Source organism: Vibrio sp. A37, from assembly GCF_059777565.1.
Genome location: NZ_JBLNLI010000009.1, coordinates 74,525 through 93,448 on the forward strand (window position 1 = coordinate 74,525; position 18,924 = coordinate 93,448).

Here is an 18,924-nt window from a genome sequence, read left to right on the forward strand (position 1 = left end):
AGGGCTGCTACTGCAGCCCTTATAGGAGCGTAAAGAAAATTATCGTCAATTTACTTTTCTTCAGACATACCAATCGCTGCTTGTCTGTCTTTTTCCGTAATTGTCTTTTGTGCTTGTTGTTCTGCTGAGATACCTAACTGTTGCTTCGCTTCGTCTTCAGTAAGACCTAAGTGGCAGCACAGTAAGTCGATAGCCATTTTATAGTTGCTCATTTCCACCATAGCCTAGTCCTTGTGTGTGTTAGTTATACTAATATTGTTATTATATCCAGTACGATACTAGTTTTATTATGTGATCTCAATACGACTAAAGTCTAAACTAATACTATAAAGACGTTGACTTTTATATGGGTCACTAATTGTTGCAATTTGTCGTGAAATCTTGAAGTTTTGCCTCTGGACTATATGTATAAAAAGTATAGGCTAATTAAAATGGAAAGCTTACGAGTGTTTTTATACCTGTGTAGGCTCATATTACAAAAATTTATTGTTTAGTAAAGTTAGCAGACAGCTCATTGGGAGAAAGTTAATGAAACGAATCTTGTTATTCTTAGCAACTAACCTAGCCGTTCTTATCGTGCTTGGTATTGTTTTGAATATAGTTTATGCAGTTACCGGAATACAACAAGGAAGCTTGTCTGGATTATTGGTGTTAGCTGCTGTATTCGGATTTGGGGGCTCGTTTATTTCATTGCTCATGTCAAAAGGAATGGCATTGAGATCTGTTGGTGGCGTTGTCATTGAAAATCCAAGAAATGAAACTGAGCATTGGTTATTAGAAACGGTTCGTCGTCAAGCGCAGCAGGTTGGTGTGGGTATGCCAACCGTTGCAATTTATGATGCACCTGACATGAACGCATTTGCCACCGGTGCGAAGCGTAACGACTCGTTAGTTGCGGTGTCAACTGGCCTTCTTCACAATATGACTCGCGATGAAGCGGAAGCCGTATTGGCCCATGAAATGAGCCATATTGCGAATGGCGATATGGTCACCATGACTTTATTGCAAGGTGTTGTGAATACTTTCGTTATTTTCCTATCTCGTTTTATCGCCAATATAGTTGCGTCTAACGACAATGAAGAAGGTCAAGGCAGCAGTACACTCGTATATTTTGCCGTTTCGATATTCTTGGATATCGTGTTTGGTTTCCTAGCGAGCTTTATTACCATGTGGTACAGCAGACGTAGAGAGTTTTATGCCGATGCTGGCGCTGCTCAGCTAGTTGGTAAACATAAAATGATTGCAGCTTTAGAGCGCTTGAAGATGAGCTATGAACCTCACCTAGAAGGCTCTATGATGGCTTTCGGCATAAACGGTAAGAAGACGCTGACCGAATTGCTAATGAGTCACCCACCATTAGATAAGCGAATTAATGCTCTACGAAATATGTAGTAGATACCATTACAGAAGAAAGCTTGGCTAACCGCCAAGCTTTTTTTATGCCTACTTAAAAATTGCAGACAAAACAGTTTGTTAAATATCACCTTTCTAAGCTATTAAGTCCTAATACTCACTTGTTTTTTGTGGCCGGGTAGTTGTTTGATTAAGAAGTCTCCCAAACCACTGATCGTTTCTTTTTATCCCTACGTATAAAAAGTATCGAATTTATGGAGCATCACGAAAAGGATTGTAAATCGATGAACGTAGAGAGCGTTGGTGAAGTTTTTCAGAAGTTAAACAAGGCTAACTTAAGCAGCCTAAAAGACGTATACCATCAAGATATTGTATTTGAGGACGCCGCGCACCGTATAGAAGGGTGGGCGAATCTAGAGCAGTATTTTGCGAACTTGTACTCCAATGTCATTCAGTGCGATTTTTCAATCGAAGAAACTTATCAATCCGGAGACACCGGCTTCTTAGTGTGGATCATGTCTTTGCGTCATTCAAAACTCAATCGTGGAGAATTGGTTTACGTTCGAGGCATTAGCCACCTTAAGCTGGATGATAACAAAGTCATTTATCATCGAGATTACTTCGACCTTGGAGAAATGCTTTATGAGCATATTCCAGTCCTAGGAGTAATCATCAAATCCATCAAACGGAAACTTGGCTCATGAAATCGGTACTCATAACTGGTGCAACGTCAGGAATTGGCTTGCAACTCGCCAAGGATTACGCGAGCAATGGTTGGAACGTTGTTGCTTGCGGAAGAAATCCTGAAAAGCTGGATGAACTCTCTAACTATTCTCCGCGTATACACACTGTGAAGTTTGATATTACAGATCTCAATCAGGCGAAAAGTGTTTTATCTGAGTTACCCGTCCAGCCAGAGCTCTGGATTCTGAATGCTGGAGACTGTGAATATATTGATGACGGAGTGGTTGATGCTGCGTTAATGGCTAGGGTGATGAGCACTAATGTTATTGGTTTAGCAAACAGTGTGGAAGCGATGCAACATCACTTTCAGGAAAAGCACAAGGTAGTGATTGTAGGCTCTATCGCCAGCGAAGTGGCGTTGCCAAGGGCAGAAGCTTATGGTGCTTCTAAAGCTGCGGTTAGCTACTTTGCTCGAGCGTTAAAGTTGGATTTGAAACCGAAAGGGATTGATGTTGCAGTCGTGTATCCCGGTTTTGTAAAAACGCCGCTAACGGATAAGAACACCTTTGCAATGCCGATGATGATATCAGTGGAAGAGGCTTCTGACGCCATAAGGCAATCAATTAAGAAAGGCAAAAGCTTTATCTATTTTCCTTTCTTGTTTACTTCGGTCCTGCGCGTCATTGGGTTAATGCCGTATAAGTGGCAGATGGCTATAACGTCGAAGCTGGTAAGTTAATAAGGAAAGACAATGAATATAGCAATAATAGGAACGGGTATTTCAGGATTAACTTGTGGTTACCACCTATCCAAAGAGCACAACGTCACTTTGTTTGAAGCCAATAACTACATTGGTGGGCACACGGCGACAGTGGACGTTAACGTCGATGGAGAATCGTACGCAGTAGACACGGGTTTTATTGTGTTCAATGACAGAACGTATCCTAACTTTATTGCGATGCTTGAAGAGATTGGTATCCAAGGAAATCCAACTGAAATGAGCTTCAGTGTCAAAAACGAAGCGTCGGGGCTTGAATATAACGGTCATACATTAGCCACGTTGTTCGCGCAAAAACGTAATCTACTCAATCCAAAGTTTTATCGCTTTATTCTTGAAATTCTGCGATTTAACAAGCTTGCTAAAGAGTACAACCAAAAGCTAACCAACAATAGTCAACATACCTTGGGTGACTTTTTGCAGTCTTATTCATTTAGTCATTATTTTTGTGATAACTACATTTTACCAATGGGAGCTGCGATTTGGTCGTCGAGTATGTCGGATATTCGCAAGCTACCCGCAACATTCTTTTTCCGTTTCTTCTTAAACCATGGTCTTTTAGATATTGTTAATCGCCCTCAGTGGTACGTCATACCGGGTGGTTCCAGAAGCTATATTGAGCCACTTACTCGGTGCTTTAAAGATAACATCAGACTTAATTGCCCGGTTTTTTCTGTCAAAAGAGATATTGCTGGTGTCACGATAGAAAGCTCTCAAGGCGTTGAACGTTTTGATTATGTCATTCTCGCTTGCCATAGTGATCAAGCTTATGAGCTCATTTCAGATAAAACGGCAGGTGAAAATGAAGTTTTAAAAGAAATGATGTATCGAGCAAATGATGTGGTTCTTCATACCGACACATCGTTACTACCACAATCCAGATCAGCTTGGGCTTCTTGGAACTATCTAATAGACGAGCACCAAGAAAGTCGTCAGATGCTCCCTTCGGTTACATATAATATGAATATTTTGCAGGGCATAGAATCACAACATACATTCTGTGTTTCGTTAAATAGTACTGAGCGAATCGACCCTAGTAAGGTGCTACGCTCATTTGTTTATCACCACCCAGTATTTTCCATCGAGTCTATCCAAGCTAGAGTACGAAAACACGAAATAAACGGGGCAAACCGAACTTGGTTCTGTGGAGCGTATTGGTATAACGGCTTTCATGAGGATGGCGTAAAAAGCGCCTTAGATGTAGTTAAAGGCATTCGCTTTCTAAGCCAAGAAAATAAAAAAGCAGTGTGAGGTTTGCCATGAATAGCAAGATTTTGATTGGTTACGTAAATCACCGCCGCTTTAGTCCGGTTAAGCACTCTCTTTCTTATAAGATGTTCATGCTAGGTATCGATCTTGACGAGTTAGATACGTTAAAAAAGCAGATTTGGGGTTTTGGAGAACGTTGGTGGCATTGGGCGCGATTTCGTAGGAGTGACTATTGCGGCAGTGGTGATATTAAGCAAGCTCTGTTTGACAAATTGTTTGAGCTAACTGGCGATAGAATTGAAGGGCGTATTGTTGCTGTGGTACATCTGCGTTATCTCGGTCTTTATTTTAGCCCAGTTAACTTTTACTACCTCTATGATGAAGACGACAACTGGCGCTATGTGATTGCGGAAGTGAGCAATACGCCTTGGAACGAACGTCATTACTACGCTATTCCGATCGAAAGTGGCGAAACCAACGTGACATGGCAGCATAAAAAAGCATTTCATGTCTCTCCATTCAATCCCATCGACCAGACATACGACTGGGTGTTAAAGCCTTTAGATGAAAACCTCTTTGTCCACTTAAGCTGCTCTAGAGAGCGTAAAGAGTTTGACGCTTTGTTGTCGATGAAATCTTATGGATTTTCTTCAGGTCGTTTATTTGTCCAGCTATTAAAAACACCAATTATGACAGTCAAAGTCGTTGCGAGTATTTACTGGCAAGCGGCGAAATTGTGGATTAAGGGTGCGCCTTTTTATAGTCACCCAAAATATTCTGATACACAGGCTCAACAGAAAGAGCCTTCTCAAGGAGTAGGGAAATGATCAACTCTGATACTATTTTAGCCCCTTGTCAGCTGACAAAAGTTCAGCTTGGTGCCAGGAAAATTATCTTTAAGCTTATGCAGGGCATAAAAAAAGGCACTTTGACAGTCAATGAGTCTTTCGTTGATTTATCTACAGACTCTCAAAGCTTCGTTACTTTTGGAGAGCAGTCTGAGCGATACCCAAACGCGATATTAAACATTACCGATGCGGAATTTTATACCTGCATATTAAGGAGAGGAAGCATCGGAGCCGGAGAAGCCTATATGGAAGGCTTATGGAATAGTCCGGAGTTGACCGAGTTAGTTGAGTTAGTAGCACTGAATCAAAATGCTCTTGACCGCTGGGACGGAAATATTGGCTTTGCGACTAAATGGATTGAAAAGCTGGGCCACTGGCTTAAGAGAAATACCTTTAAAAACTCTAAAGAGAATATTCATGCTCACTATGATTTAGGTAATGATTTTTACCAGCTTTTCCTAGATAAAAATATGCTTTATTCATCGGGCATATACTCTCAAGATTGCGATTTAGAGCAGGCTCAAATAAACAAAATGGAGCGTTTGTGTCAGCAGCTGAAGCTATCAGAAAGCGACCACGTACTAGAAATTGGTACCGGATGGGGCGCGATGGCAATCTACATGGCAAAGAATTATGGTTGCCGTGTCACGACGACCACGATTTCTCAAGAGCAACATGATTATACCGAAAAACGTATTGTCGAAGAAGGTCTGACCGACAAGATAGAACTGCTTGACCAAGATTATCGTTTGCTAGAAGGAGAGTTTGACAAAATCGTTTCGATAGAAATGGTAGAAGCTGTCGGTAAACAGTACTTATCGTCCTACCTTTCAAAATGTTATTCGCTCTTGAAACCGAACGGATTATTAGTGTTGCAAGCGATAACCATCGCAGACCAACGCTACTTAAGCTATTCCAACAGTGTCGACTTTATCCAGAAGTATATTTTTCCCGGAGGCTTGCTGCCGTCCGTGACCAACCTGTTGTCGACGACAACCGAGCATACTAGCTTAGTGTTAAGGGATTTATATGATATCGGCCTCGATTACGCGCAAACCTTAAAGGAGTGGCGCGAACGGTTTGAGGCTCAGAAATCAGCGGTTCGTCAGCAAGGGTTTGACGAGAGGTTTATTCGAATGTGGCGTTACTATCTTTGCTACTGTGAAGGCGGTTTTAACGCGAAGAGTATAAGTACCGTCCATTTGACCTTTGAGAGGTTGTAACTATGACTCGGCTAATTGTTATCTCAACTTGGTTTCAAATACTGTGGTTTATCGCTGTATTGGGCACTTATCAATGGCAGTCGCTATTGCTTTTTTTGGTTGCCGCAACCTACGCAATTAGCTGGAAATCCCTCCCGTTAACTAAACTTGCTGCTGTTGCGTTAATGGGTATCGCAACTGATAGTGCAAATATTCATTTTGGATTATTAGAATTTTCAACGTCACATCTACCTATTTGGCTGATGGGGTTGTGGTTAGGGTTTGCTTGGTATGCATTCTACCTAATGCCCATAGTTAATCGATACTCGACGATGATTTTTGCACCGATTGTCGGATTAGCTGGTGCTTTAAGTTATTTCGCTGGGGCTAAACTAGGTGCCGCTCACGTAGACAACTTATGGCTAACACTCAGCGTATTATTTATCGAGTGGAGTGTGTTAGCTTGGTTTATCGTTAAGATGTTTAACACATCTAAAGATATGGATTCTCAAAGCACTTCGGCAAAAATAATGTTGGCTCTGTTGATGGTATTTCCATATTCAGATGAAGCACAGGCGACCACAGAAAATCAAAGCTGGGATAAAGAGTGGAAAAGTTGGTCCGTCGTGGGTAAGGCTGATTTCTCTTGGCTATTTTTTGATATTTACCAAGCGAAATTGCTTTCTCCTGATGGACAATATGTACAACAACAAGACATCACACCCCATCCACTTGCGCTGCAAATCGATTATGAAAGAAACATCGCCAAAGAAGACTTGCTTACCGCTACTAAAAAGCAGTGGATAAAACTAGGTTACTCGCCAGCTCAAATTGCTCTATGGCTGCAATTTCTAAAGGATATTTTCCCAAACATCTCAGATAAAGAGCGGTTAACGTACGTCACAGATGGCAACACAGGCCAATTCTATTACTCGCAAGCGGGTGATGAAGACAGAATTATTGGTAATATAGCGTCAGCACAGCTCAATGATGCTTTTCTCGCTATCTGGTTGTCGCCCAAGGGTGAATATCCACGACTAAGAGCTCAATTAGTTGGAGAAACGAAGTGACTAGCCTTAAAAAATGGTGCTTTGTATTTTGTGTGTTTCTTGCAGGTTGTTCGAGTGACATTGATGATTACAATCAAACTAAACCTGCTTTCAATTTGTTTGAGTATTTCTCTGGTCAGTCTCAAGCTTGGGGAATGGTGCAAGATTATTCAAACAAGCAAACCCGACGCTTTGAAGTAACACTAGATGGAACAATCAAAGGAAATACTCTCACATTGAAAGAAGACTTCGTTTTTGATGATGGTGAAAAAACGCAGCGCACTTGGGTAATCACTCGTTTAACTGATGGAAGCTATGAAGGAAAAGCGGACGATATAATTGGCATTGCCAAAGGAAGAGAGCAGGGCAATGCGCTACATTGGCAGTATGACTTTGACCTTAAAGTTGGCGACAGTAGCTATGAAGTGTCCTTCGACGATTGGCTATATCGCCAAGATGAACGCCACGTATTCAACATTACATCTGTGAGGAAATTTGGTTTCGAGGTGGCAAGGATTACTTTGTTTTTTCAGAAGTGATACCAGTACGAAAAATTCTCGCTAACTATATGTTTGCTTAACAAAAAGCCTCGACTGAATCGAGGCTTTAAACGTGATGAAAAGAGTATTACAGCTTATCAGTTAGCTCGATTGCTTGGCCAATATAGTTCGCTGGGGTCATCTCTTTTAGGCGAGCTTTTTCATCTTCAGGTAGTTCTAGACCGTCGATAAAGTTGCGCATTGCTTCACCGTCAACACGTTTACCACGAGTGAGCTCTTTTAGCTTCTCGTATGGTTTTTCGATGCCGTAACGACGCATTACAGTTTGTACTGGCTCTGCAAGTACTTCCCAGTTTTGGTCTAGTTCAGCTAATAGCGCTTCACGGTTAACTTCTAGTTTGCTGATACCTTTTAGGGTAGATGTATAGGCAATAATAGCATAGCCAACACCAACGCCTAGGTTACGCAAAACGGTAGAATCCGTAAGGTCACGTTGCCAGCGAGAAATAGGCAGCTTTTGTGCTAGGTGACCAAATACTGCGTTCGCCAAGCCTAGGTTGCCTTCAGAGTTTTCGAAGTCAATTGGGTTAACTTTATGCGGCATAGTGGAAGAGCCAATTTCGCCAGCAATCGTTTTTTGTTTGAAGTGACCAAGAGCAATATAGCCCCAAACATCACGGTCGAAGTCAATCAAAATTGTGTTGAAACGAGCAATTGCGTCGAATAGTTCAGCGATGTAATCGTGCGGCTCAATCTGAGTGGTGTATGGGTTCCACGTTACACCAAGCGATTGAGTGATGAACTCTTCGCTGAATGTATGCCAATCTAACTCAGGGTAAGCAGAAAGGTGAGCGTTGTAGTTACCTACTGCGCCGTTGATTTTCGCTAGGATCTCAACGTTTTCGATCTGCTTGTACTGACGCTCCATACGGTATGCAACGTTTGCCATCTCTTTACCCATAGTAGTAGGCGAGGCTGGCTGACCGTGTGTACGAGAAAGTAGAGGAATATCACGGTATTCTTCTGCTAACTTGCTGATAGCGTCAATGATGTTACGAATTTCTGGAAGAATCACAGTTTCACGCGCTTCTTTTAACATAAGAGCGTGAGAGGTGTTGTTGATGTCTTCAGAAGTACAAGCGAAGTGAATAAATTCACTGACCGCTTCAAGCTCAGGAAGGGCTGAAACTTTCTCTTTTAGGAAGTACTCAACTGCCTTTACATCGTGGTTGGTAGTGCGCTCGATCTCTTTGATTCGTGCTGCATCACTTTCACCGAAGTTTGCGGCAATGTTGTCTAGGTACTGGTTCGCTTCTGCACTAAAAGCAGGAACTTCTTTGATGCCGTCGGTTTGTGAAAGCTTTTGTAACCAACGAATTTCAACGATAGTACGGTATTTTAGGAGACCAAACTCACTAAAGATTTCGCGCAACGCAATCGTTTTACTTCCGTAGCGGCCGTCTACCGGTGAAACAGCAGTCAAGGCTGACAGTTCCATGTTTTTCTCCTGAATAATAATTACACTTTGGGGATGACTACATTCGAGCCAGCAATATTCTTGCTTGCTCGACTATTTTTTTTCGGTTGAAGACGAGGTGTCGACGTTTACCACCCACCTGTCTCCACAAGACCGCGCTGCGTATACCTGAAAGTAACAAAGCGCGAACTTTATGTTGATTGCCAGTTTGCTGCAAAACCTCTGGCGTGCCCGTAATTTGAATACGTGGGCCTATAGGGCTGATGACATCTAGATAGACACTTGCCAAGTTGCTGATCATTTGATCATCAAGTAAATCATAATGGTTACTTTGTCTCTCAAGCATCTGAATGCGGTCGCCTAATTGTGACATAGAATCGCGACGAGCATTCAGTTTACGCTCAAGAGCAAGAATACCAATAATATAACGGGTCACTTCACTGCCGGCCGTCGAGTTGTCTATGCCTTCAATAAGGCATTCAAGACCAACTTTTAGGTCAGATTCTCTGCCAAATACGTCCACTGTACTGCTAGGATTGGTACTCAATATAGCCTTAAGTGAAGTTTCAAACGCGTGCGAATCACAGTGACCATTTTTTGCGACGTCTCGAACCAAAGCGACAGCTTGGCATATACCGGCAAATGCGATTGTGCGGTCATAAATTGTGTTAGCCACGTATAAATACTCCTTAATTGAATCGTTTAAATCCGTTGCTCGATGATACCGCCTCCAAGACAAACCTCACCATCATAAAAGACAGCTGATTGCCCTGGTGTGACTGCCACTTGCGGCTCATCAAACTCAACTTTAATGCTTGTGTCGTCAATTGGTGTAATGGTACATGGTATATCTTGTTGTCTATAACGAGTTTTTACCGTGCATTTTACTGGCTTGGTAATTGTTTCTCGAGACACCCAGTGCAGCTGTGAAGCGATTAAACCATTCGATTTCAACAACGGATGATCTGCGCCCTGAACCGCGATAAGAACATTACGTTTTAGGTCTTTGTCTGCAACATACCAAGGATCTTCGTTTCCGCCACCGCCTTTTTGACCACCAATAAGTAGTCCTTTACGCTGACCTAGAGTGTGATACATCAACCCTTGGTGTTCACCAACGACTTTGCCTTCTGGCGTCTCAATCTTACCCGGTTGCGCAGGTAAATAACGAGATAAAAAGTCTCTAAATTTGCGCTCACCGATAAAACAGATGCCCGTTGAATCTTTCTTTTTCGCTGTAATTAAGCCTTGTTCTTCGGCAATTTTGCGAACTTCTGGTTTTTCAAGATCACCGACAGGAAACAGGCTACGTGCAACTTGATCATGGCTTAATGTATAAAGGAAGTAACTTTGGTCTTTATTATTGTCCAAACCTCTCAGCATTTTTACTTGTGAGCTGTCTTCGTCGAATGTGCGGCGAACATAATGACCCATTGCGATGTAGTCAGCGTCGAGCACCTCATCAGCAAATTCTAAGAAGGCTTTAAATTTGATTTCTTTGTTACATAAGATGTCTGGGTTGGGAGTACGTCCCGCTTTGTACTCGGATAAGAAATATTCGAATACATTATCCCAATATTCGGCAGCAAAATTGATAGTGTGCAGTTCGATACCGAGCTTGTCACACACGGCTTGTGCGTCTGCTAGGTCTTCAGCAGAAGTACAATATTCTTCACCGTCATCTTCTTCCCAATTCTTCATGAAAAGGCCTTCGACTTGATACCCTTGTTGCTGCAATAGATAAGCAGAGACAGAAGAATCAACGCCACCAGACATACCGACGATTACTTTTTTTTGACTATTGTCCGACATCAAAATACACCACATACATAAACTGGACGCAGATTCTAACAGAAAGCTATGCTTGGGGACAGGTCTGAGAGCCAAATCTCAAGTGTTATTAATTTCCAAGGCAAACGTTTGCTATTCGATCGAATATTGCTGATAGAAGATAGTGTATGTAAAATTCGCATTCTTCCGTTTTTATCGCCAATTTAGAATCTGTACTATGAAATTTCCTGGACAACGAAAATCCAAACACTACTTTCCTGTGGATGAGCGTGACCTTCTGGTTAGCCAAAATAAGCAAGATAAGAATATGTCTCATACCCACATTATTGGTATAGATCAGACACTGGTAGATATAGAAGCAAAAGTCACGACTGATTTGATAGAAAAATTTCAGCTGAGCAAAGGACACTCTTTAGTTATTGACGATGAAGCCGCAGAAAAGCTATACCAAGAGTTGGTAAGAAATCGCTTGATTACCAATGAGTTTGCTGGCGGTACGATTGGCAATACGTTGCATAATTACTCGGTATTAGCTGATGATAAATCGACACTATTAGGTGTCATGAGTCAAGATATTAAGATAGGTAGTTATGGCTATCGCTATTTGTGTAATACCTCAAGTCGAATGGATTTGAATTATCTGCAAGCAGTAGATGGGCCAATTGGCCGTTGCTTCACCCTTATAACTGAAGACGGTGAACGAACTTTTGCTATTAGTGAAGGTCAAATGAATCAACTGCGACCGGAAAGTATACAGGAATGCATATTTAAAAATGCTTCTGCATTAGTCTTAACTGCTTATTTAGTACGTTGTAAAGATGGTGATCCGATGCCAGATGCAACCATGAAAGCAATAGAATATGCAAAGAAATATGATGTTCCTGTTGTATTAACTCTTGGTACTAAATTTGTTATTCAGGATGATCGAGAATACTGGCAAAACTTTTTGCGAGATAATGTCACTGTTGTGGCAATGAATGAAGAAGAAGCAGAAGCATTAACGGGAGAAAGTGATCCGTTATTAGCTGCGAATAACGCGCTAGAATGGGTTGATATTGTATTATGTACTGCTGGGCCATTAGGTTTGTTTATGGCAGGCTATACGGAAAATTCGGCAAAGCGTGAAACTTCGTTACCCTTATTACCAGGTAGAATTGCAGAATTTAATCGATATGAGTTCAGTCGACCAGCCAAGAAAAGTATGTGTACTACCCCTATTAGGGTATATTCACATATATCTCCTTATATGGGTGGGCCAGAAAAAATAAAGAATACCAATGGGGCAGGAGATGCAGCACTTTCAGCTTTATTACATGACATGGCTGCGAATAAATACCACAAGAAAAATGTCCCCAATTCCAGTAAGCACAATCATACGTTTTTGACATATTCGTCTTTTTCTCAAGTCTGTAAATATGCAAATAGGGCGAGTTATGAAGTATTAGCTCAACATTCCCCTAGGCTGTCACGTGGATTGCCAGAGAGAGAAGACAGCTTAGAAGAAGCATATTGGGAAAGATAATTCTCTTTCAATAAAGCTTAAAAATAAAAAAGCCGCAATATCTGCGGCTTTTTTATAAATTCTTTTCTAGGCAATTAAATTAAAAAATCGTCTAGTGTCTTACCTGCATCAAGTTGAACTTGAATTGCTGATGGCGTACGCCCTTGACCTGTCCAAGTTTTCTCGTCGCCAGATACAGGATCTGTATACTTATATTTCGCTGGGCGAGGAGCGCGCTTAGATTTACCTTTTGATTTACTCTCACCAGATAGTGCTGCAATAACCGCTTCTGGGTCAATACCAGCGTCAGCGATTTGAGCTGCAATAGCAGAAAGCTTAGCTTCTTGAGCTGCTTGCTCTTCACGCACTTTTGCTTCCGCTTCTTGTCTTTCAGTTACAACAGTAGTCAGCTTTTCTAGCGCTTCTTCAAGTTGTTCAAGAGTTAATTCGCGACCGAAAGCACGTAGGCTGCGAATATTTAATAAAGTTTTAGTTAATTCCGACATTACTATTCCTATGAATTAATACAAACGACTCAATAATATTAAACTGCATTTAAGATGAAAACAATAATATCGTTGCAAATAGTGATTAATTTCTTTGCAAAATATCATTTTTTCCCTGTAGCCAAAGTTTAGTGGCAAGATGTCAATAAATCTAATCGATTTGCAAAAGAAAAACGAATTTTAAATACAACATACGTTGCTTGTCTCACACCCCAAAATAAGCTGAACTGCCGAAAGGTTGACATTCCCCACAGTTTTTAACTTGGTATATCAAAACTATTATGCCAGGATGCTCAAAGTTCGTACTTCAGATAAAGTTCAATTATGAATATTGGTGCTTGCTATATAGGTGTCCTAATACTCAATGCATATTAGGGCTATAAGAGCTTTCATAAAACTGTAAAAGATAATTACAGATTAACATTTGTAACAAATTTACAGGTAACTAATATTGCACTACGTACTGATTAAAGTAACATTAGCTACCCTTTTGATACTGACTAAGTTAGACTTTGGTTAATTTATTGGATTAGCCTCAACAATAGTACTGGTATCATTGTAAGGGGCAGGGGTCTTTTGCATATATTCGATACAAAATGACCAGTATATGTTAAAGATCTTTTCACATAGTAATGCTCGTTTCATCCAAAATTTTGCTGGAAAAGTTATCTATTTGAGATAGCTCACTCGTAGCTTATACTATTTTACGCGAAGGATCGCTGCTGTAAAATTGGGTGATGAATACCCTTTTTCGATCTAAATAATAATTAGGGTAGATATTCTATTTAGTTTGTGCAGTAGGTCTTCAACCGTTTATTAACTGGTTTTGCAGATCATGAATTTAATTGACTTTAGCTCTTCTCCTATATCCTTACTTCCTGCTCTTATTGCATTAAGTCTGGCAATTATTTCTCGACATGTCATTGTTTCTTTAGGTATTGGCATTTTATTGGGTGCTTTCTTATTAACGAATTATTCCATTTCCGAATCGACTTATTACCTTAGTTCAACTATATCAGGTGTATTCGTTGAAGAAGGTGGGTTGAACAGCTGGAATATGAGTATTATTGGCTTTTTGCTGCTATTAGGGATGATGACGGCCTTACTTGCCTTATCTGGAGGAACCAAAGCTTTTGCTCTTTGGGCGCAAAGCAAAGTTAAAAGCAAAAGAGGTTCAAAGCTTTTAGCTGCTTTTCTAGGTGTTTTCATATTCATTGACGACTATTTTAACAGTTTGGCTGTTGGTTCTATATCGCGTCCAGTTACCGATAGGTTTTATGTATCTAGAGCTAAATTGGCATATATCTTGGATTCTACCGCTGCACCAATCTGTGTCGTGTCTCCAGTTTCTAGCTGGGGGGCCTACATCATGACTATCGTGAGCGGGATTCTTATTTCTCACGGGGTGGTTGAATACTCGGCACTTGGTGCGTACCTGCGGATTATCCCGATGAACTTTTATGCCATTTTTGCACTTCTGATGGTGTTTGTGGTGGCGTGGTTCTCTCTAGATATTGGTCAAATGCGTAAACATGAGATCCTTGCTTCTCAAGCACAGGAGAATGGCGACCAAAATGAACCTCTTTCGCAGGAAAGTGAACTTGATATAAAAGAAAGTGACAATGGCAAAGTTTCTTATTTGGTTTCGCCAATTATTTTACTCATTGTTTCCACCTTTTCTTCCATGTTGTATACAGGCGGCCAAACATTAGCAGAACAAGGAAAAGTATTCTCTGTTTTCGCCGCATTAGAAAATACCGATGTAGGAATGTCACTCATATTCGGCAGCTTGGTTGGTGTTTTGTTCGCGTTATCCATAACGTTGAAACAAAAGTTACCAGCTCGAGAGGTTGTGCGAGCATTGTGGCTTGGCGCTAAATCAATGAAAGGCGCGATTATAATACTTCTGTTTGCGTGGACTATAGGTAAGGTCATCAGTGATATGCAAACCGGAACCTACCTTTCTACACTGGCCCAAGGAAATATTAATCCTCAATGGTTACCAGTTATTCTATTTCTGTTGTCTGGGTTGATGGCTTTTTCAACAGGTACGTCTTGGGGAACATTTGGCATTATGTTACCAATCGCAGGCGATATGGCGGCGACTATTGATATTTCATTGATATTACCGATGTTGAGTGCGGTACTCGCGGGCTCAGTTTTTGGCGATCATTGTTCTCCCATATCGGATACCACAATTCTTTCTTCTACAGGTGCAAAATGCAATCACATTGCCCATGTGGCTACGCAGCTACCTTATGCGCTCGCCGTGGCCTTTATTTCTAGCATTGGCTTTATTGTGCTTGGAGTCACAGGCTCTTTGATGCTTTCACTACTGATATCAAGTGCCGTTTTTGCTTTGGTATGTGTGTTATTTTCGGTCTTGTCTCGCGCTCGAATGGTTACAGCAAGCTAAATTGCTTTTTGCGCCCCCTTTAGCCTTTATTGAATAAGAAAATTTCAAAAAGGGGTTGCAAAACAAATCTGCCTTGGTTAGTGTCTAGGTGTACCACTGAGCTAATACAGATAGAGAAGTATGCGCAATTTTAAAATGAACAATCATCACCACCATCACCCAGAATAATCTTTCGGGGAGATGAGCGCGTACCCGGGAGATTTGACTCCCGGAGGTGAATGCAATTAAAAAGATTCAAACCCTCGGGAAATTCAGCCCCGAGGGTTTTTTTATATCTTTAAACTATGGCAAAACAGTAGAAATTAATCTGTTAACTAGGAATGACATCATGCAAGCACAACGCCTAAGAATAGCAATCCAAAAGAAAGGACGTTTGAGTAAAGATAGCCAAGAGTTACTCAAGAAATGTGGAGTTAAATTTAATGTCATGGGTGAGCGCTTGGTTGTTCATTCTCTTAATATGCCGATTGATTTGCTGCTCGTTCGTGATGATGATATTCCCGGTTTGATTATGGATGGTGTTGTCGATCTTGGTTTTATCGGAGAGAACGAGTTAGAAGAAGTCAGATTGGATCGCAAAGCCGCGGGCGAAGCGTGTGAATTTGTCGCGCTGCGACGTTTAGACTACGGTGACTGCCGACTATCTATTGCAGTAAATAAAGACGAAACATACTCTGGCCCACAAGACCTAGAGGGCAAGCGAATTGCGACTACCTATCCGCAGCTTGTGAAAGCCTATATGGAAAAGCAAGGAATTGAATACAGTACCTGTATGTTGACGGGTTCAGTTGAAGTCGCTCCACGTGCTGGTCTTGCTGATGCGATTGCCGATCTCGTTTCAACGGGTGCAACTTTGGAAGCCAACGGTCTAAAAGAAGCAGAAGTGATTTTTGAATCTAAAGCCACTCTGATTCAACGTAAAGGTGAGTTTGACGAGGATAAAACGGCGTTAATTGAAAAGTTGTTAACTCGTATGCAAGGTGTACAGCAAGCAAAAGAATCAAAATACATCATGCTACACGCGCCATTAGAAAAGTTAGAACAGGTCAAAGCTTTGCTTCCTGGAGCTGAAGATCCAACCGTATTACCACTTGCTTCAGACAAAACAAAAGTGGCGGTACATCTAGTGAGTACAGAGAATCTCTTTTGGGAAACTATGGAGCAACTTAAAGAACTAGGTGCTAGCTCTATTCTTGTTCTGCCAATTGAAAAGATGATGGGGTAACGGCAATGCGTACAGTTGGATGGCAATCACTCAGCGAGTCTCAACAAGAGACGATTTTGCAAAGGCCAGCAATTTCTGCTGGGGAAGATATTTCTGGCGCAGTAACTGGCGTTATTAATCAAGTAAGAAAAGAGGGAGACGAAGCTTTAAAATCCCTCACCAGCAAGTTTGATGGGGTAGCGCTAGACTCACTGCGAATAACATCAGAAGAAATAGAGCTCGCGTCAAGCCGACTTTCTGAAGAAATGAAATCAGCACTTGAGGTGGCGTACAGCAACATAGCCAAATTTCATAAAGCGCAAAAATTTCAGCCAATTAAGGTAGAGACTCAACCGGGCGTAGTTTGCGAACAGATCACTCGCGCTATTAACAAAGTAGGCCTCTATATTCCGGGTGGTAGCGCTCCGCTACCCTCAACCGTTTTAATGCTAGGTGTTCCTGCAAAAATTGCAGGCTGCAGAAAAGTCGTGTTGTGTTCTCCACCGCCTATCGCAGACGAGATTCTTTACGTTGCCAAACTGTGTGATATCGATGAAATCTACAGTGTTGGGGGAGCGCAAGCGGTTGCTGCAATGGCCTATGGCACCGAGACCGTAACCAAGGTCGATAAGATCTTTGGTCCTGGCAATGCTTATGTAACAGAAGCAAAGCGTCAGGTGAGCAACGACTTCAATGGTGCAGCGATTGATATGCCAGCAGGTCCTTCTGAAGTGTTAGTGATCGCTGATGAAACAGCAAATCCAGATTTTGTTGCTGCTGACTTACTTAGCCAAGCAGAGCATGGTCCCGACTCTCAGGTTGTTCTAGTTACGCCTTCACCTATCGTCGCTGATAATGTGGCCGATGCAGTGAAGGCACAACTAGCACAACTGCCACGTGCAAGCATTGCTGAACAGGCGCTTTCTTCAAGCATTATTGTTATCGCGGATTCCATTACTCAAGCTGTCTCTATTTCTAATTACTACGGACCGGAGCACCTCATCGTACAAACGAAAAGCCCAAGAGAATTACTCCCGTTGCTAGACAACGCAGGGTCTATATTCTTAGGTGATTGGTCTCCAGAGTCTGTAGGCGATTACGCTTCAGGCACAAATCACGTTCTGCCAACTTACGGATACACTCGAACATATTCCAGCCTTGGGCTTGCTGATTTTTCTAAGCGAATGACGGTGCAAGAGCTTTCTCCACAAGGGTTATTAGATTTAGCGCCAACCGTTGAAAAAATCGCCGAGGCAGAAGGCCTTGATGCACATAAACGAGCAGTCACAATTCGTGTTGAACAACTTAACAAGGGCAACTCATAATGGAAAAGTTAGCGAGAAAAACAGTCCAAGAATTAACGCCTTATCAGTCTGCTCGACGCATAGGTGGCTCAGGTGATATTTGGTTGAACGCAAACGAATCCCCGTTTGATAATGAATATAAATTAGATTGTAACCGTTTAAATCGCTATGGAGAGTGCCAGCCAAAAGAGCTAATTGAAGCTTATGCAAACTACTCTAAAGTGAAGCCAGAACAAGTGCTGACAACACGTGGAGCAGATGAAGGCATAGAGCTTTTGATTCGCGCTTATTGTGAGCCAGGTGAAGATGCGATTTTATATTGTCCACCAACTTATGGCATGTATGCGATAAGTGCAGAGACGATTGGTGTAGAGCAAAAAACCGTTTCTTTGAAGCCAGACTGGCAGCTTGATTTAGCTTCAATAGAAGAAAACCTGACTGATGTTAAGTTGGTATTTGTCTGCAACCCAAATAACCCAACAGGCAACTTAATCAATAAAGAAGACATTGTCGCTTTGTTAGAAATGACCAAAGACAAGGCAATCGTGGTGATTGATGAAGCTTACATCGACTTTTGTATGGAAGCGTCTTCAGTAGACTTACTTGGCCAATACTCTAACTTGGCGATTTTAAGGACCATGTCGAAGGCATTTGCTTTGGCTGGGTTGCGCTGCGGCTATACTATTGCCAATGAAGAAATCATCAATGTTCTACTCAAAGTCATTGCCCCTTATCCGGTTCCTCTTCCTGTCAGTGACATTGCCGTTAAAGCACTTTCAGAGGCTGGGCTAGCCAAAATGCAAAGTCAGGTGTTAGAGCTGAATGCAAATCGAGCCTACCTGAAAGCCGGGCTAGAGTTGTTGGAAGGACTAGCGGTTTTTGATGGCTGGGGTAACTACTTGCTGATTCAATTCCCTGATGGAGATGCACTGTTCAAATCTACTTGGGAAACAGGCATTATTCTACGAAATTCTCCATTGGAAAGCTGCGTTCGCATCAGTATTGGCAGCCGTGACGAGTGCGAAAAAGTACTTGGGTACATTAGAAATTACTATTCATAACGATAAAACTCGCTGTAGGATTTTGCCTGCGGCGAGTGACA

Annotated in this window: 18 protein-coding genes and 1 other annotated feature; of the genes, 13 read left to right on the forward strand and 5 right to left on the reverse strand. The window is 41.7% G+C overall.

All coding sequences use genetic code 11. From position 1 onward, the window contains the following. Positions 1 to 50: 50 nt before the first annotated feature. On the reverse strand, positions 51 to 212 hold the full coding sequence (locus tag ACM2FC_RS15850; RefSeq protein WP_498482036.1) for a hypothetical protein: 162 nt from the start codon (positions 210 to 212) through the stop codon (positions 51 to 53). A gap of 316 nt (positions 213 to 528) precedes the next feature. Between ACM2FC_RS15850 and htpX the strand changes: the two genes are divergently transcribed. From htpX to ACM2FC_RS15890, 8 genes are all read left to right on the forward strand, one after another. After that, entirely contained in the window at positions 529 to 1,392 is an 864-nt protein-coding gene (gene htpX, locus ACM2FC_RS15855; RefSeq protein WP_498481936.1) for a protease HtpX, read from the forward strand. Positions 1,393 to 1,637: 245 nt separating this feature from the next. After that, complete coding sequence (locus ACM2FC_RS15860; RefSeq protein ID WP_498481937.1) at positions 1,638 to 2,057, forward strand: nuclear transport factor 2 family protein; 420 nt, start codon at positions 1,638 to 1,640, stop codon at positions 2,055 to 2,057. Further along, a complete protein-coding gene (locus tag ACM2FC_RS15865; protein ID WP_498481938.1) occupies positions 2,054 to 2,776 on the forward strand; it encodes an SDR family NAD(P)-dependent oxidoreductase in 723 nt (240 codons plus the stop codon). The genes ACM2FC_RS15860 and ACM2FC_RS15865 overlap by 4 nt, the downstream gene beginning before the upstream one ends. Positions 2,777 to 2,788: 12 nt before the next feature. After that, entirely contained in the window at positions 2,789 to 4,066 is a 1,278-nt protein-coding gene (locus ACM2FC_RS15870) for an NAD(P)/FAD-dependent oxidoreductase (protein WP_498481939.1), read from the forward strand. Positions 4,067 to 4,074: 8 nt separating this feature from the next. Then, positions 4,075 to 4,851, forward strand: a complete 777-nt coding sequence (locus ACM2FC_RS15875; protein ID WP_498481940.1) for a DUF1365 domain-containing protein — start codon at positions 4,075 to 4,077, stop codon at positions 4,849 to 4,851. Continuing rightward, entirely contained in the window at positions 4,848 to 6,095 is a 1,248-nt protein-coding gene (locus tag ACM2FC_RS15880) for a class I SAM-dependent methyltransferase (protein WP_498481941.1), read from the forward strand. The genes ACM2FC_RS15875 and ACM2FC_RS15880 overlap by 4 nt, the downstream gene beginning before the upstream one ends. A gap of 2 nt (positions 6,096 to 6,097) precedes the next feature. Then, entirely contained in the window at positions 6,098 to 7,144 is a 1,047-nt protein-coding gene (locus ACM2FC_RS15885) for a DUF2878 domain-containing protein (protein ID WP_498481942.1), read from the forward strand. Beyond that, entirely contained in the window at positions 7,141 to 7,662 is a 522-nt protein-coding gene (locus ACM2FC_RS15890) for a DUF3833 domain-containing protein (protein WP_498481943.1), read from the forward strand. Before ACM2FC_RS15885 ends, ACM2FC_RS15890 begins: the two co-directional genes overlap by 4 nt. Positions 7,663 to 7,750: 88 nt before the next feature. Here the strand turns inward: ACM2FC_RS15890 and purB are convergent, their stop codons facing one another. The 3 genes from purB to mnmA are packed head-to-tail and all read right to left on the reverse strand — an operon-like array spanning position 7,751 to position 10,912. Continuing rightward, the gene (purB, locus tag ACM2FC_RS15895; protein ID WP_498481944.1) at positions 7,751 to 9,121 is read right to left on the reverse strand and encodes an adenylosuccinate lyase; all 1,371 of its coding nucleotides are present in this window, start codon (positions 9,119 to 9,121) and stop codon (positions 7,751 to 7,753) included. A gap of 37 nt (positions 9,122 to 9,158) precedes the next feature. Next, positions 9,159 to 9,776 carry a high frequency lysogenization protein HflD gene (hflD, locus tag ACM2FC_RS15900; protein ID WP_498481945.1) on the reverse strand — a complete coding sequence of 206 codons (618 nt, stop codon included), beginning with the start codon at positions 9,774 to 9,776 and terminating at the stop codon, positions 9,159 to 9,161. A 26-nt stretch (positions 9,777 to 9,802) separates the two neighbouring features. Then, a complete protein-coding gene (gene mnmA / locus ACM2FC_RS15905) occupies positions 9,803 to 10,912 on the reverse strand; it encodes a tRNA 2-thiouridine(34) synthase MnmA (RefSeq protein WP_498481946.1) in 1,110 nt (369 codons plus the stop codon). Positions 10,913 to 11,108: 196 nt separating this feature from the next. Between mnmA and ACM2FC_RS15910 the strand changes: the two genes are divergently transcribed. Continuing rightward, positions 11,109 to 12,413, forward strand: a complete 1,305-nt coding sequence (locus tag ACM2FC_RS15910; protein ID WP_498481947.1) for an inosine/guanosine kinase — start codon at positions 11,109 to 11,111, stop codon at positions 12,411 to 12,413. A 74-nt stretch (positions 12,414 to 12,487) separates the two neighbouring features. On the opposite strand, the gene ACM2FC_RS15915 is transcribed toward ACM2FC_RS15910, so the two are convergent. Further along, complete coding sequence (locus ACM2FC_RS15915; RefSeq protein ID WP_498481948.1) at positions 12,488 to 12,898, reverse strand: H-NS family histone-like protein; 411 nt, start codon at positions 12,896 to 12,898, stop codon at positions 12,488 to 12,490. 835 nt (positions 12,899 to 13,733) lie between these two features. On the opposite strand from ACM2FC_RS15915, the gene ACM2FC_RS15920 reads away from it, so the two are divergent. The 4 genes from ACM2FC_RS15920 (at position 13,734) to hisC (ending at position 18,883) form a co-directional block, all read left to right on the forward strand. Then, positions 13,734 to 15,314 (forward strand): Na+/H+ antiporter NhaC family protein, encoded by a 1,581-nt coding sequence (locus ACM2FC_RS15920; RefSeq protein ID WP_498481949.1) that lies wholly within the window; start codon positions 13,734 to 13,736, stop codon positions 15,312 to 15,314. Positions 15,315 to 15,457: 143 nt separating this feature from the next. Beyond that, positions 15,458 to 15,587: a sequence feature (His leader region), on the forward strand. A gap of 55 nt (positions 15,588 to 15,642) precedes the next feature. After that, positions 15,643 to 16,539, forward strand: a complete 897-nt coding sequence (hisG, locus tag ACM2FC_RS15925; protein WP_498481950.1) for an ATP phosphoribosyltransferase — start codon at positions 15,643 to 15,645, stop codon at positions 16,537 to 16,539. A gap of 5 nt (positions 16,540 to 16,544) precedes the next feature. Beyond that, positions 16,545 to 17,843: a histidinol dehydrogenase gene (gene hisD / locus ACM2FC_RS15930; RefSeq protein WP_498481951.1), complete on the forward strand. Its 1,299-nt coding sequence runs from the start codon at positions 16,545 to 16,547 to the stop codon at positions 17,841 to 17,843. Next, positions 17,843 to 18,883 carry a histidinol-phosphate transaminase gene (hisC, locus tag ACM2FC_RS15935; RefSeq protein ID WP_498481952.1) on the forward strand — a complete coding sequence of 347 codons (1,041 nt, stop codon included), beginning with the start codon at positions 17,843 to 17,845 and terminating at the stop codon, positions 18,881 to 18,883. Before hisD ends, hisC begins: the two co-directional genes overlap by 1 nt. Positions 18,884 to 18,924: the final 41 nt, after the last annotated feature.

Coding starts and splice junctions, on each gene's coding strand:
- ACM2FC_RS15850 (WP_498482036.1), bottom strand. CDS start 212: ATGAGCAACTATAAAATGGCTATCGACTTACTGTGCTGCCACTTAGGT.
- htpX (WP_498481936.1), top strand. CDS start 529: ATGAAACGAATCTTGTTATTCTTAGCAACTAACCTAGCCGTTCTTATC.
- ACM2FC_RS15860 (WP_498481937.1), top strand. CDS start 1,638: ATGAACGTAGAGAGCGTTGGTGAAGTTTTTCAGAAGTTAAACAAGGCT.
- ACM2FC_RS15865 (WP_498481938.1), top strand. CDS start 2,054: ATGAAATCGGTACTCATAACTGGTGCAACGTCAGGAATTGGCTTGCAA.
- ACM2FC_RS15870 (WP_498481939.1), top strand. CDS start 2,789: ATGAATATAGCAATAATAGGAACGGGTATTTCAGGATTAACTTGTGGT.
- ACM2FC_RS15875 (WP_498481940.1), top strand. CDS start 4,075: ATGAATAGCAAGATTTTGATTGGTTACGTAAATCACCGCCGCTTTAGT.
- ACM2FC_RS15880 (WP_498481941.1), top strand. CDS start 4,848: ATGATCAACTCTGATACTATTTTAGCCCCTTGTCAGCTGACAAAAGTT.
- ACM2FC_RS15885 (WP_498481942.1), top strand. CDS start 6,098: ATGACTCGGCTAATTGTTATCTCAACTTGGTTTCAAATACTGTGGTTT.
- purB (WP_498481944.1), bottom strand. CDS start 9,121: ATGGAACTGTCAGCCTTGACTGCTGTTTCACCGGTAGACGGCCGCTAC.
- mnmA (WP_498481946.1), bottom strand. CDS start 10,912: ATGTCGGACAATAGTCAAAAAAAAGTAATCGTCGGTATGTCTGGTGGC.
- ACM2FC_RS15910 (WP_498481947.1), top strand. CDS start 11,109: ATGAAATTTCCTGGACAACGAAAATCCAAACACTACTTTCCTGTGGAT.
- ACM2FC_RS15915 (WP_498481948.1), bottom strand. CDS start 12,898: ATGTCGGAATTAACTAAAACTTTATTAAATATTCGCAGCCTACGTGCT.
- ACM2FC_RS15920 (WP_498481949.1), top strand. CDS start 13,734: ATGAATTTAATTGACTTTAGCTCTTCTCCTATATCCTTACTTCCTGCT.
- hisG (WP_498481950.1), top strand. CDS start 15,643: ATGCAAGCACAACGCCTAAGAATAGCAATCCAAAAGAAAGGACGTTTG.
- hisD (WP_498481951.1), top strand. CDS start 16,545: ATGCGTACAGTTGGATGGCAATCACTCAGCGAGTCTCAACAAGAGACG.
- hisC (WP_498481952.1), top strand. CDS start 17,843: ATGGAAAAGTTAGCGAGAAAAACAGTCCAAGAATTAACGCCTTATCAG.